At 74.1% G+C, this 13,584-nt stretch carries 10 protein-coding genes; 6 read left to right on the top strand and 4 right to left on the bottom strand.

The genetic code is table 11. The annotated features are described in order from the left end of the window. Positions 1-309: 309 nt before the first annotated feature. The 4 genes from ABD230_RS06095 (at position 310) to ABD230_RS06080 (ending at position 4,782) form a co-directional block, all read left to right on the top strand. Positions 310-1,017, top strand: a complete 708-nt coding sequence (locus ABD230_RS06095; protein ID WP_344370382.1) for an amidase domain-containing protein — start codon at positions 310-312, stop codon at positions 1,015-1,017. After that, a complete protein-coding gene (locus tag ABD230_RS06090; protein ID WP_344370378.1) occupies positions 1,017-1,814 on the top strand; it encodes a M15 family metallopeptidase in 798 nt (265 codons plus the stop codon). Before ABD230_RS06095 ends, ABD230_RS06090 begins: the two co-directional genes overlap by 1 nt. Next, positions 1,807-3,102 (top strand): MFS transporter, encoded by a 1,296-nt coding sequence (locus tag ABD230_RS06085; RefSeq protein ID WP_344370375.1) that lies wholly within the window; start codon positions 1,807-1,809, stop codon positions 3,100-3,102. Before ABD230_RS06090 ends, ABD230_RS06085 begins: the two co-directional genes overlap by 8 nt. Positions 3,103-3,204: 102 nt before the next feature. Beyond that, the gene (locus tag ABD230_RS06080) at positions 3,205-4,782 is read left to right on the top strand and encodes an amidase domain-containing protein (RefSeq protein ID WP_344370373.1); all 1,578 of its coding nucleotides are present in this window, start codon (positions 3,205-3,207) and stop codon (positions 4,780-4,782) included. 31 nt (positions 4,783-4,813) lie between these two features. Here the strand turns inward: ABD230_RS06080 and ABD230_RS06075 are convergent, their stop codons facing one another. Beyond that, positions 4,814-6,013, bottom strand: coding sequence for a polysaccharide pyruvyl transferase family protein (locus ABD230_RS06075; protein ID WP_344370370.1), 1,200 nt, complete (start codon positions 6,011-6,013; stop codon positions 4,814-4,816). Between the two features lie 130 nt (positions 6,014-6,143). On the opposite strand from ABD230_RS06075, the gene ABD230_RS06070 reads away from it, so the two are divergent. Together ABD230_RS06070 and ABD230_RS06065 are read left to right on the top strand one after the other, a co-directional pair. Then, the gene (locus tag ABD230_RS06070) at positions 6,144-8,300 is read left to right on the top strand and encodes a glycosyltransferase (protein ID WP_344370368.1); all 2,157 of its coding nucleotides are present in this window, start codon (positions 6,144-6,146) and stop codon (positions 8,298-8,300) included. Then, positions 8,297-9,592: a glycosyltransferase gene (locus ABD230_RS06065; protein WP_344370365.1), complete on the top strand. Its 1,296-nt coding sequence runs from the start codon at positions 8,297-8,299 to the stop codon at positions 9,590-9,592. The genes ABD230_RS06070 and ABD230_RS06065 overlap by 4 nt, the downstream gene beginning before the upstream one ends. Here ABD230_RS06065 and ABD230_RS06060 read toward each other — a convergent pair. The 3 genes from ABD230_RS06060 to ABD230_RS06050 form a co-directional block, all read right to left on the bottom strand. Next, positions 9,541-10,251: a hypothetical protein gene (locus ABD230_RS06060; RefSeq protein ID WP_344370362.1), complete on the bottom strand. Its 711-nt coding sequence runs from the start codon at positions 10,249-10,251 to the stop codon at positions 9,541-9,543. The two genes, ABD230_RS06065 and ABD230_RS06060, sit on opposite strands and share 52 nt — an antisense overlap. 87 nt (positions 10,252-10,338) lie before the next feature. Next, positions 10,339-11,970 carry a phosphoglucomutase (alpha-D-glucose-1,6-bisphosphate-dependent) gene (gene pgm, locus ABD230_RS06055; protein WP_344370358.1) on the bottom strand — a complete coding sequence of 544 codons (1,632 nt, stop codon included), beginning with the start codon at positions 11,968-11,970 and terminating at the stop codon, positions 10,339-10,341. A gap of 162 nt (positions 11,971-12,132) precedes the next feature. Beyond that, on the bottom strand, positions 12,133-13,422 hold the full coding sequence (locus ABD230_RS06050) for a DUF445 domain-containing protein (protein ID WP_344370353.1): 1,290 nt from the start codon (positions 13,420-13,422) through the stop codon (positions 12,133-12,135). Between the last annotated feature and the right edge of the window lie 162 nt (positions 13,423-13,584).

Below are 13,584 nucleotides of genomic sequence, written 5' to 3'. Positions count from 1 at the left end.
TGTGTGCGTGGAAACGGGTTGCAGGGGCGTCGCGAGCAACGCGCCGACCTGACGGTGAGAGCGCTCTCACGATGCGGTTGTCGATGCTAGGCACTCGCCCGTCGTACTGTCAAGAGAGCGCTCTCACATTCCGACTGGACGGCGCGATCGTGACCGATCCGTGACCATCTCCGTGACCGTCTCCGGGTTCCGTTTCCGGTTCCGTCTCCGCTCCCGGGTCCGCCCGAGCCCGCCGCCGCGGGCCCGTCGCACCGCTCCCGTGCAGCCCGCTCCCGGCTTCCTCGGAGGCGTCGCGTCTAGCGTTGCCGCGTGCCCCGTTCCCTCCCGTTCCGTCGCGGCGCCGTCGTCCTCTTCGCCGGCGCCGCCGCCATGGGTGCGCTGTGCCTGACGGGGTGCGCCGGCATCCCGCCGCTGCCTCCGCAGGTCGCCGTCGCCGACGCCTCGGTGCCGGGCGGTCGTGACGGCGGCGGGGGCGCCGCCGACGACGGCGGGGCGGATGCCGCGGCCGCCGACCTGGTCGCCGACCGCACCGACGATCCCGCGGTGCTGGCGCAACTGGACTACGTGCTCGCATACTGGTCGGATTACAACGTCGAGGAGTGGGGTGTGCTCGAAGGCAACGACTGCGTGAACTTCGCCAGCCAGTCCCTCGTCGCGCGGGGATGGACCGAGACCGACGACTGGTACCACGGGGACGACCCGTACGACTCCAGCGCGTCGTGGCGCAGTTCGAGCGCATTCCACGACTGGCTCGCCGCGCACCCCGAGCTCGCGACACCGCTCGACGACGAGGACCGCGACGAGGTCCGACTCGGCGACATCGTGCAGTTCGACTGGGACGACTCGGGCGACCGCGATCACACGGGCATCGTCACCCGCATCGAGCGCAGCGACGACGGCGACGTCCGCATCCAGTTCGCCGGGCACACGAGGGACAGCGACTACCGCGACGTCGACGCGGCGATCACCGAGGACCACCCCGGCGCCGAGGTCTACTACTGGCGGCTGGCGGACTGATGTCGTACGGGTCCGGCAGCTCGGCGCGGGTCCGCCGCAACCGGCTCATCGCCGGCATCGTCGGCATGGCCGTGATCGCGGGCGCGGCGGTCTGGGCGATCCTCGCGTTCGCGCCGTCGGGCGAGACCGCCGAGCCGGTCGCCTCCGCCGAGCCCACCGAGGAGGCCCCGCGGCCGGCACCGGGGTCGGAGCCGCCGCCCGTCGACGTCGACGTGTTCAACCCCGAGGCCCACTCGATCGACGATCCCGCCAGCATCTGGGTCGTCGTCGACAAGCTGCGGCCGCTGGACCCGATCGACTACGAGCCCGACGACCTCGTGACGGTGCCGGTCGCGCACACCTGGGAGCCGCTCATGCGTGCCGAGGCGTCCGACGCGATCGTCGCCATGTTCCAGGCCGCCGCGGACGAGGCCGACCTGTACCTGGCCTCCAACAGCGCCTACCGGTCGTACTGGACGCAGGACGAGGTCTACGACGGCGACGACACGCTCACGGCGCGGCCGGGATACAGCGAGCACCAGACCGGCCTCACGATGGACATCGGCGCGGAGTCCGGCAACTGCTCGCTCGACGCCTGCTTCGCCGACACGGCCGAGGGGCAGTGGCTCCGCGACAACGCCTACCGGTTCGGCTTCCTGCTGCGCTACCCGGCCGACAAGGTCGAGGTGACGGGCTACCAGTTCGAGCCTTGGCACTTCCGCTACATCGGCACCGACCTCTCGAACGAGATGCACGACCGCGGCATCACGACCCTCGAGGAGTTCTTCGACCTGCCGCCGGCGCCGGACTATGAGTGACGCGGCGGGCGGGCGCGCCGAGGCGCCCGCCGACGACGAGTCGGATTCCACGGGCGTCCGGGGCCGCGCGGGCCTGCAGCTCGCCCTGCTGATCGTCAACCAGCTGCTGGCGGGGATCGGCGTCGCGACGGGCATGGCGCTCGCCGCCATCCTCGTCTCCGACCTCACGGGCGTCACCGCGCTCGGCGGCCTGTCGCAGTCCGCGAGCGTGCTCGGTGCGGCGCTCGCCGCGATCCCGCTCGCACGGATCGCGGTGCGCCGCGGCCGGCACGTCGCACTCGCGGCGGGCTACGCGGCCTCGGCGATCGGCGCGATCCTCATCGTCGTGGCCGCGACGACCGGCATCGTGCCCGTCGTGTTCCTCGGGCTCGCCGCGTTCGGCGCCGGCACGGCCGCAGGCCTCCAGGCGCGGTTCGCCGCGACCGAGGTCGCCTCGCCCGGCTTCGAGGCGCGCTCGATGTCCCTCGTGCTGTGGGCCACGACGATCGGCTCGGTCGCGGGCCCCCTCATGTCGTCGACCGGCGACGAACTCGGTCGCGCCGCCGGCCTGCCCGCGCTGGTCGGGCCGTTCGTGCTGTCCGGCGTCGTGTTCGCCGTGGCGACCCTGATCGCCGCAGCCGTGCTCCGGCTCCCGCGCGCCGGACGCCTCGCCTCCGACCGGTCGGCGGGCGGCTCGAGCGGGCAGGTGGGGTCGTGGACCGCGTTCCGGTCGGCGTTCGCCGACCTGCGCGGCCGGCTCGCGATCCTGTCCATCGTCTGCGCCCACACGGTCATGGTGGGGGTGATGGTCATGACGCCCGTGCACATGGTCGGGCATGGCGTGCCGATCGCCCTGGTCGGCGTCGTGCTCTCGATCCACATCCTCGGCATGTACGGGGCGAGCCCGGTCATGGGCTGGCTCGCCGACCGCATCGGGGCTCCGCGGGTGATCGCCCTGGGCGGCGCGATCCTGCTCACCTCCACCCTCATCGGCGTCTTCGCTCCGGGCGACTCGGTCGTGCTGCTCCCGATCGCCCTCGGGCTGCTGGGCCTCGGCTGGTCCGCCGCGCTCATCGGCGGATCGACGCTCCTCACGACGTCGGTCGACCCCGCGTCCCGCGTCGCGCTCCAAGGCGCCACGGATGCCGCGATGAACGTCGCCGCGGCCGCTTCCGCCGCGCTCTCCGGCGTCGTGCTCGGCCTCGCGGGCTTCCCCGGCGTCAACGTGGTCGCGATCCTCGTGCTCGTGCCGCTCCTGCTGACGGGCATCGCGGTCGCCCGCGACGCGCGCCGGCAGCGCCTCGCGTGAGCGCGCTCTCACGGTCCTCCCAGTGCCCGCGAGGCATCCTCACAAGATGACGTGGTGTGCTGTCGTGTCCCCCCAAATGCCGACACGAAACACCCCCGCCTCGTGCCCAAGAACTTCCTCCCGCCTGCCCTGCGCCGGTCCACGTACCGCGCCCCCGACCCGGCGACCGCCCGCGACTTCGACCTGACGCAGCCCCCCGGCGCCGACCGGTCCGGCGACCCCGCCGAGCGTCGCGCCGCCGCGCTCGCCGCCGTGCGCGCCGACCTCGACCTGCCCGAGCCGGAGGCGACCCGACCCGCCGCGAGCCGGTCGACGTTCACCCCCGCGGCATCCGCCGACGACTCGACCGTGCCCGATCCGGCCGAGCCGTCCGCCGCGAGCGACCCCGCGCCCGTCTCCGACGCGACCCCCCGCGCGGCGGAGGCGTCGGCCGGCCCCGAGGAGGTCGACGTCGTCGACGCCCCGGTGGTCGCCACGGCCGAGGCCGCACCCGGTCCCGACTCGGCCGTGCCCGATCCGGCCGAGCCGGAGGCGCCCCGGGCGACCGACGAGGCGCCGTCGGAGGCCGGTACCGCCGGCCTCCGCACCCTCGGCGGCGGCGGTCGGCTGCCGCGGCACCGGGCCGACCGGCTCGGCAACCGCCGTCCGTCGAGCGGGTCGCACCGTCCGCTGCTCGCCGCGTGCGCCGCGTTCCTGCTCGGCGGTGCCGTCGTCGCGGGCGCCCTCGTCTCGGGCGTGGACGACGCGGCGGTGGCCGACGCCGCAGCGCGCGATGCCGCACTGGCGGACGCCGCGGACTCCGCCGCCGCGGACGACGTCGTGATCCCGCCGATCGTGCAGGACACGCGCCCGGTCGTGACGACCGGGCTCTCGACCGTCGAGGCGCCGTTCACGGGCGGCACCCTCGTGACCGTCCTCGGCCGCAACCTCGACCGGGTCTCGCAGGTCACCGTCGCCGGAAGCCCGGCCGAGCTCGTCGAGAGCGGCCCGACCGAGGTCACCTTCGAGGTGCCGGCGGTCGACGACGCCGTCCGCGGCGACGCCGAGGTGGTCCTGGCCGATGCCGCAGGGTCGCCGGTCGACGTCGAGGTGCCCGTGGCATCCGCCCCGGCCTCGGTGACGACGTCGATCGACGGCATCGTCTCGGCGTCCGAGCCGCTCCCGGCCGACGAGGTCGACACCGCGCCCCTCACGCTCACCTACACCGACGACCCCGGCATCCAGGCGCAGGTCGCCTACGTGCTGGCGCACTGGTCGAACTACAACACGGCCGAGTACGGCGTGCTGAGCGGCGTCGACTGCGCGAACTTCGCCAGCCAGTCGCTCATCGCGCGCGGCTGGTCGATGGACGGCGCGTGGTACTACGACCGCGGCACCGGTCAGATGTCGTCGGCGTGGTCGAGCTCGACCGCGCTGCGCGACTACCTGCGCACGCGCACCGACCGTGCGACCGAGCTGTCGGACGACCAGCGCGAGCAGGTCAAGGTCGGCGACATCGCCCAGTTCGACTGGGACCGCTCGGGCGACCGCGACCACACGGCGGTCGTCACCCGCGTCGAGCACACCGATCAGGGCACGAAGGTCTGGGTCGGCGGCCACACCAAGGACGCGGACTACTGGGACGTCGACGTCGCGCTCGCGAACGGCGGCGGCACGGTCTCGTACTTCTCGCTGCGCTGAGCGCGCTCACGGCGGTCGCCGGGCCGCCCCGTCAGCCCTCGAGCGCGCCGGCGACGCGATCGAACCACGCCTCGGATCCCGCCCGCGCCTGCTCGTGACGCTCCTCCGCCGCGCGTCGTGCGTCGGCGCGCCGATCCCACGCGCGCCCGAGCGCATCGCCGTCCGCACCGCGCGCGACCGCCCCGAGCGGCACGACGCCGTCCTGGCCCCACCAGCCGGTCGCGCCGTGGAGCTTGACCTCGGTGTAGTCGTCGGCCGCGAGTCCGGCGACGGGCACCCCGGCGGGTGCCGCGAAGACCGCCGGGTGGTACCGGCTGGTCACGAGCATCGCGGCACCGCGGGCGAGCCGGGCGGCCGACCACGGATCGCCGGGCTGCAGCAGGTCGGCCGGCGTGCGCATGGCGGCACGCACGGCCGCATGCAGCACCTCGTCGCCCGCCTCGACCGAGGCGTCGAGCGAGCCGAAGTGCGGGTGGAAGCGCACCGGTGCCCCCGTACGCTCCGCAAGCCGGTCGAGCGCCGCGGCGAGACCCGTGATCGTGTCGTCGCGAGGGAGGCCGGCGAGGTGGATCGAGAGGCTCACGAGGAGGTACGGTTCACGGGCATCGTCGCCGGGGCGTGGACCGTCGACGCCGAGGAAGCTCGCGTCGTCGCGATTCGCGGCGAGCCGGTCCGGGGCGACGCCGAGCCGGTCCGCGAGCCGCAGGGAGGCGTGCTCGCGCACCCCGACCACCCGGCCGGACCGCAGCAACCCGGCCACGAGCGCGCGATCCCCTCCCTCCAGCCACGGGCCGATCGTCTGGCCCGAGATGACGACCGCGCGGCCCAGCCGTTCCGCGATCGCACCGAGGGCCGCCCGCTCGAACACGTGCGCGGGCCAGTTCGATGCGAGGTTCCCGCCACCCGCGATCACGACCGCGTCGGCCGCCGCGACCGCCTCGATGACGGCCGTCGCCGGATCGTCGGCGGCCAGCGTCCGTGCACCGCCCGCGGCGGAACGCACCGCGTCGAGTCGCTGCTGCATCGCGCTCCGCGGACCCGACCAGCCGATGCGTCCGATCGCACCGACGCCGTACCTCGCCGCGGTGTCCGCCGGCGCAGCGGAGATCGCGGTGACCTCGTCGACGCCGCGACGACGCAGCGCGTCGACGAGGGCCGCGAACATCGCCTCGTCCCCGATGTGCATCATGCCGTCGACCACGCCGACATCGCCGATCGCCACGACGCGCATGCCGGAACCCCTCTCAGCGCACTGTCAAGCAGGTGACAGGAACCTTCATCCTGTCGAAGTATCATCCGGATCGCATGCGCCGTCGACGTCGGCATCGGAAACGTCGGGCGCCGCGGGCAGGGGGGGCACCATGGGGGTCAGGACCGCAGTCGACGCCGTGCTGGCGGCGCCGTCGGTCGTCGATGCGATGCGCGCGGCGGACGACCTCGCGTTCGAGGCCGCACGCGAACCCGGTGCACGCACGATCCGCATCCTCGAACGGCTCACGGCCGGCGACGACGAGGTGGCAGCCATCGCCGCCACGCACGCGCTCGCCGGGATGCTCGACGAGGAGGCCTCCCGCGTCCTGGTCCGCCTGGTCGGCGACCGACGGGAGTTCCTGCGGGAGCACGCCGCCTGGGCGCTGGGGTCTGGGCTGCCGCGGCACGAAGCCGTGGGGCGCCTGCTCGGCATGGTCGTCCGCGGCGGGTTCGCGGGCATGCTCGCCCAGCGAACGCTCGAGCAGTGGTCCGGCTTCGCGCCGGCGCCGCTGGTGGCGGGGGTCGAGGGCGGACTGCTCGGCATCGGGGAGGCGGCCGCGAGGTCGCGGCTCGTCGAGACCCTCGGCCTCGTCCGCGACCCGCTCGCGACCGCCCCGCTCGTGCGACTCGCCTCGGACGCGAGCGAGGAGGAGTCCGTCCGCGTCGCCGCGATCGCGGCGCTCGGCCAGCGCCACGACGCGGCCGCGGTCGCCTCGACACTCGAGTCGATCGCGGGTGACGACGGGTACCTCGGGGCCGTCGCCCGACTCGGGCTCGTCGACCTGGCCGCGACGGGTCCGATCCGCCGTCGCGACCGCGCGGGCCTGACCGTGGCCCAGCTGTTCCTGCACGCCGACATCGACCCGGGTCTGCGATCGGCGGGCGCCGGCGACAACGGCGGCATCGCGACCCTGCTGGTCCGCCTCGGCGACGCGCTCGTCCGGGACCCCGAGTCGGCGGTGGACCGCGTCGTCACGCTCTCCCGCGGTTCGATCGAGGGCGCCCTCGACGACCTCGTCGAACTCGAGGCCACCGACCGCGGCCACGAGTACGGGCGCATCCCGCTCCTGAGCGACCCCGTGCCGTCCGCGGACGCCTGGCCGTTGCGCGTGACCGCGCGCCGCGGCATCCGTCGCATCCTCCGCGCCGCCGGCGGCGTCGACGTGCTGCACCTCCGGATGGCGGATGTCGGCAGCCTCGCCGCGGCGGATGTCGCACGCGAGCTCGGCACCCCGGCGGTCTTCACGCTCGCCCCCGATCCGCATGCCGTGATCGACTCGCTCGACCGCTCGCATCGGATCTCGCGCGGCGATTTCGGTCGCAACGACGTCGTCGAGCACTTCTGGTTCCGCACGCGGCTCGTCCATCGACTGGCGGCCGGCGCCGCGCACACGGTCCTCTTCCCGAGGCCGCGGCTCGAGGACGACCTGCGACGCCTCGTCGGGATCGATCCGGCCGTGGATCCCGAGCACCGCACGGTCGTGCCGGAGGGCATCGACACGGAGTCGATCGATCGTGCGATCGCCCGGGTGGAGGCCCATCGCCGGGGAGCGGACGCCGGGCCCGCCCTCGACGAGCTGCGCGAGCTCGTGTCGGGGCTCGACCCCGATCGCCGGGGCCGACCGCTCATCCTCAGCGTCGGGCGCCTCCATCGCGTGAAGGGCGTCGCCACGCTCGTCGAGGCGTGGGCGTCGTCGCCGGTCGCATCCGGCACGAACCTCCTCATCGTCGGCGGCGACCTCGCCTCACCGTCGGACGACGAGCGCGAGCAGCTGGATCGAATCGACGCACTCGTCCCCGCAGCGGAGCGGGCCGCCCGCGGGCTCCTCCTGCCGGGCCATCGCCCGAACGGCGTCGTCGCGGAGTGGCTGGCCGCCACCCGACTCGGGATCCCGGGATCGGTGGCGTCGGGCGGCGTGTACGCCTGCGCCAGCCTCAAGGAGGAGTTCGGCATCGCGCTGCTCGAGGCCATGGCGGCAGGGCTCCTCGTCGTCGCTCCGGACGGCGGCGGACCGGCCACCTACATCGACGACGGCCGGACCGGCCTCCTGACCGCGACGTGGGACGTCGGGCGGCTGTCGTCCGCACTGGGCGAGGCGGTGACGGCGGCCCGGGCCGAGCGCGACGACGTCCGTGCCGAGCAGTCCCGCGCGATGGTGCGGGAACGCTTCACCGTGCAGCGGATGGCGCGCGTCCTCGGCGGCGTGTACGGCGCGGTCGCGAAGGACGAGGCGGGCCTGCTCGACCGTGCGGGCGGGCTGCGATGACCCTCCTCGTGATCAGCCCGGACTACGCGTCCCACCTCCTCCCGCTCGCGACGCTGGCGACGGCGTGGCGGGATCGCGGCGAGCGCGTCGTGGTGGCGAGCGGGCCGGCGACCGCCGGCATCGTGGATGTGTTCGGGTTCGAGCGCCGCGACCTCCGGTTGGGCCGCGGGTCCAACCCCGGGGTCATCGCGGCGGGGGAGCAGCCGCCCGACGAGGGCGACTCGCTGCGCGGCTTCTTCCGAGCCACTGCGGAGGGCGCGCTCGCGACGCTCCGCTACCAGGCGCAGGAGCGCCTGACCGACCTCATGTGGGACCCGGTGGGGCGTGCCTCGGCGACCGCGCGCATCGTGGAGGAGCTGGCACCCGACCAGGTCCTCGTCGACCACCTCGCGTTCAGCGCGCGGCTCGGGCTCCTCAGCGCAGGCACCGCCCACGGCGATGTGGTCCTGGGCCACCCGAGCGCGCTGCCCGTCGGGTCGGAGGTGTACGGGGTGCCGCCGGCGTGGCCGTCCGCGTTCGCTCCCGACCCGAGCGGTCTCGAGGCGCTGCAGGAGCTCTGCCGGACGGTCTCGGACCGGTTCACCGACGAGTGGAACCGCGCCGCGGGCGAACTCGACCCGGGCCACCGACCCGTGGCCGACGCGTTCGCCGAGCACGGCCCGCTCGTGCTGTACAACTACCCGTCGGAACTGGTGGGCGACGACCGGCGCCGCCTGCTCCCGCCGCACCGGTTCCTCGGATCGGCGCGTCGGTCCGAGGAGGAGGACCCCGAGGTCGAGGCCTGGCTCTCCCGGGGCCGCCCGTTCGTCTACGTGAGCTTCGGGAGCTTCCTCTCGGTCCGCGGCGACGTCCTCGCGCGGGTGGCCGCCGCCCTGCGGGCGATCGGGGCCACGGCGGCCGTGGCGGTCGGCTCGACGGATGCCGCGGAACTCGGCGACCTGCCCTCCGACTGGCTCGTGCGCGGGTACCTGCCGCAGGTCCGCCTGCTCGCCGCCGCCGCGGGGGCCGTGACCCACGGGGGCAACAACTCGGTGACCGAGGCGATCGGGTCGGGCGTGCCGCTGGTCGTGCTGCCCTTCTCGACCGATCAGTTCGCGGGCGCCGCCGCGGTGGAGGCGGCGGGGTTCGGGACGGTGCTCGACCCGAACGCCGCGAGCGTCGCCGACCTCGCGTCGGCGCTCCGAAGCGTGCTGGATCCGTCGGCCGACGTGCGGGGGCGACTCGACGCGATCGCGGCGGCTCAGGCCGCGAGGCCCGGGCCCGAGGTCGCGTTCGACGCCCTGGCGGACTGAGCCTCCGCCACGAGCGCGGCCATCGCGTCGAGGTCGCCCGCGGCGGCCCGATAGCGCTCCATGAGCGCGGCGTTCCGGTCGTACTGCTCGCCGGCGCGCACCTCGGGCTCGTGGGAGAGCGCGTAGACCGTGCCGTCGTGCCGCTGCGGTCCGGCGCCGAGGAGGGTCTCGTGCGCGAGGCGCCACGCGGAATCCTCGAACCCCCACCCGCGGAACCGCTCATCCTGTCCGCCGTGGGCCGCCCACGTCCGCCCGGTCGTGACGTAGACGCCGGAGCAGGCTCCGTGGACGAGCACGGACGAGCAGTCCGCGGGCGCCACGCCGTCCTCGAGTTCGGCGGTGCCCTCCGGTCCGAGCCAGCGGTAGGTCGCGTACGGCAGGTGCACGCGCCCGCTCGTGCGGGCCGCGGCGACGGCCGCCCGGAGCGGGCCGGGATCGGGGAGCGTGTCCGCGTCGTTGATGACGACGACGTCGTCCGGTTCCGCGAGCCGGGCGACGGCGAGGTTGCGGGTGCGCGCCAGCACGAACACGTCGTCGTCGCTGTCGATCGTCTCGACGCGGAACTCCGGCAGTTCGGCCCGGTACCAGGCGAGGACGCGATCGAACGCGGGGATCCGGGAGGGCGCTGGTCGCCACGGGATCACGACGAGGTTGGTCACGACCACATGCTAGGCACGCGGCACACCTCGCGCCGCCGCTTGACAGCGGCTCCGCAGTCTGGGCTCCTGCGACGCCGCGGCCCGCGCCTACGCCGAGCCGAGCGCCGCGTCCACGATGCGCTTCGCCTCGGCCTGCACCTCGGCGAGGTGCTCCGGGCCCTTGAACGACTCGGCGTAGATCTTGTACACGTCCTCGGTGCCGCTCGGGCGTGCGGCGAACCACGCATCGTCGCTCGCGACCTTCACGCCGCCGATGGCCGCGCCGTTGCCGGGCGCCGACGACAGCTTCGCGACGATCGCGTCGCCCGCGAGCTCCGTCGCGGTGATCGCGTCGCCGTCGAGCTTCGAGAGGGCCGACTTCTGCGCGGGGGAGGCCGCGGCATCCGTGCGCTGGTACGCCGGGTCGCCGAACCGCTCGACGAGCTCCCCGTAGAGCTCGCTCGGCGACCTGCCGGTGACCGCGCGGATCTCCGAGGCGAGCAGGCACAGCAGGATGCCGTCCTTGTCGGTGGTCCAGACCGTGCCGTCCTTGCGCAGGAACGACGCCCCTGCGCTCTCCTCGCCGCCGAACGCGACCGAGCCGTCGATGAGCCCGGGCACGAACCACTTGAAGCCGACGGGGACCTCCCAGAGGCGCCGCCCCATCGACTCGGCGACGCGGTCGATCATCGAGCTCGACACGAGCGTCTTGCCGATCGCGGCATCCTCCCGCCACTCGGGCCGGTGCGTGTACAGGTACTCGATCGCGACCGCGAGGTAGTGGTTGGGGTTCATGAGTCCGCCGTCGGGCGTGACGATGCCGTGCCGGTCGGCGTCGGCGTCGTTGCCGGTGAGGATGTCGTAGCCCTCGCGGTTCGCGAGCACCGACGCCATCGCGTTCGGGCTCGACGGGTCCATCCGGATCTTGCCGTCCCAGTCGAGCGTCATGAACGCCCAGCGCGTGTCGACCTTCTCGTTCACGACGGTGAGGTCGATGCCGTAGCGGTCGCGGATGGCGCCCCAGTAGCCGACCGACGCGCCGCCGAGCGGGTCGGCGCCGATCCTGATGCCGCTCGCCCTGATGGCGTCGAAGTCGATGATCTCCGCGAGGTCCTCGACGTAGCGGCCGCGGAAGTCGTAGGTCTCGACCGCGCTCGGCTCGGCCTGGTTGACGTCGCGGCATCCGTCGGCGATGAGCTCGTTCGCGCGGTTCGCGATCCAGTTCGTGGCGTCCGAGTCGGCCGGGCCGCCGTGCGGCGGGTTGTACTTGAAGCCGCCGTCCTGCGGCGGGTTGTGGCTCGGGGTGATCACGATGCCGTCGGCCTCGCCCTCGGCGCGGCGCTCGGGGTCGTTGTTCCAGCTGAGGATCGCGTGGCTGAGCGCCGGCGTCGGCACGTAGTCGTCGTACTCGTCCGCGAGCACGCGGACGCCGTTCGCGACGAGCACGTCGAGCGCGGTGGTCTGCGCGGGCCCGCTCAGCGCGTGGGTGTCGGCGCCGATGAAGAGTGGGCCGGTGATGCCCTGGCCCGCTCGATACTCGACGATGGCCTGCGTGATGGCGAGGATGTGGTCCTCGTTGAACGCGGTGTTCAGGCTCGAGCCGCGGTGGCCGGAGGTGCCGAAGACGACGCGCTGCTCGGGGATCGAGGCATCCGGATGCAGGTCGTAGTAGGCCCTGAGCAGGGCCTCCACGTCGATCAGGTCGGATTCGGTCGCCGGGGTTCCCGCTCGCTCGTGCATGTGCCAAGTCTGCCGCGCACGCCTGCCGCGCGACACCCCCGCCCCCACCGCCTGATGCTTTTCTCAGGAGGGTTCGCGCCGATCAGGGCGCTTCTCAGGAGGACACGCCGACGGATGCCGCGACCCGCCGGATAACTCCTGAGAAACGCGTGCGGTGCCGGGTCAGGCGAGGGCGCCGATCGCGGTCGCGATCGAGTGGATGGCGAGACCCGCCAGGGCGCCCACGACCGTGCCGTTGATCCGGATGTACTGCAGGTCGCGCCCGACCTGCAGCTCGATCTTCTCGGTCGTCTCGGTCGGGTCCCAGCGCTCGACGGTCTCGGTGATCACGCCCGCGATCTCGTGGCGGTACCTGCCGACGACGTACGCCGCGGCATCCGTCACCCACACGTCGACCTTCGCGGCCAGCTCGGCATCCGTCGCCAGGCGCGAGCCGACCTCGACGAGCGCCGAGCGCACCCCGGCGCGCAGCTCGCTCCCGGGATCCTCGAGCGCCGCGGCGAGCGAGACCTTGACCGAGTCCCACACCTCGCCGGCGAACTCGCGCAGGCGCGGGCTCTCGACGAGGTCGAGCTTCAGCCGCTCGACGCGCTCGATCATCGCGGGGTCGTGCTGGAGGTCGTCGGCGACGTCGGCGAGCCAGCCGTCGATCGCGACGCGAAGCGGATGCCGCGGCTCGTCGCGCACGGCGCGCGCGAAGGCGAGCACCTCGCGGTAGGCCCGGTCGTCGACGAGCCCGCCCACGAACCCGGGGACCCACTTCGGCAGCCGGCTCGAGACCATCGTGCCGAACGCCTCGGGGTGCGCCACGAGCCACGTCTCGACGCGCTCGAGGACGGCGTCGACCGCGGCGCGCTGCTGGTCGGCGGCCACGAGCCGGGCGCCGACCCGCCCGATCGCGGGCCCCCACTCGGGCTCGAGCAGGTGGCGTCGCGCGAGCTGCTCGATGACCTCGGCCACGTCGTCGTCGCCGAGCAGGCCGAGCACGCCCCGGCCGGCGACGGACGCCTCGGCGGTCACGCGCTCGGCGTTCCCGGGCTCGCGCAGCCACTCGCCGAGCCGCCGGGCGACGCCCATCGACCGCAGCTTGCCGCGCACGACGGCGTCGGAGAGGAACTCGTCCTCGACGAAGGCGCCGAGGGTGGCGCCGATCTCGTCCTTGCGCCGCGGGATGATCGCGGTGTGCGGGATCGGCAGCCCGAGCGGATGCCGGAACAGCGCCGTCACCGCGAACCAGTCGGCGATCGCGCCCACCATGGCGCCCTCGGCGGCGGCGCGCACGAAGCCCATCCACGGCACGGTGTCCTGCAGGGGGAACGCGACCGCGAACACGGCCGCGGCGACGAGCAGCAGGCCGAGGGCGAGCCGCTTCATGCGCCGCAGCGCGACGCGCCGCTCGGCGTCGGTCGGCACCGTGCGGCGCTCGGCTGCGGCATCCGTCGTCTGCGTCATCGCCCCACCTCCGCCTTTCTCAGGAGTCTTCGGCGGATCCCGCCCTTTCTCAGGAGAACACGCCGAGCGCGGTCGCGCCACGCCGCCCCCGCTCCTGAGAAACGCAGATCCGCACGGCCGCCGACCCGGCCTTCCCACGTGGTGTCATGCGCGGCGGTCCGT

The organism is Agromyces tropicus, from assembly GCF_039531345.1.
Classification (GTDB): domain Bacteria; phylum Actinomycetota; class Actinomycetes; order Actinomycetales; family Microbacteriaceae; genus Agromyces; species Agromyces tropicus.
This window is presented reverse-complemented; position numbering and strand designations above follow the sequence as displayed.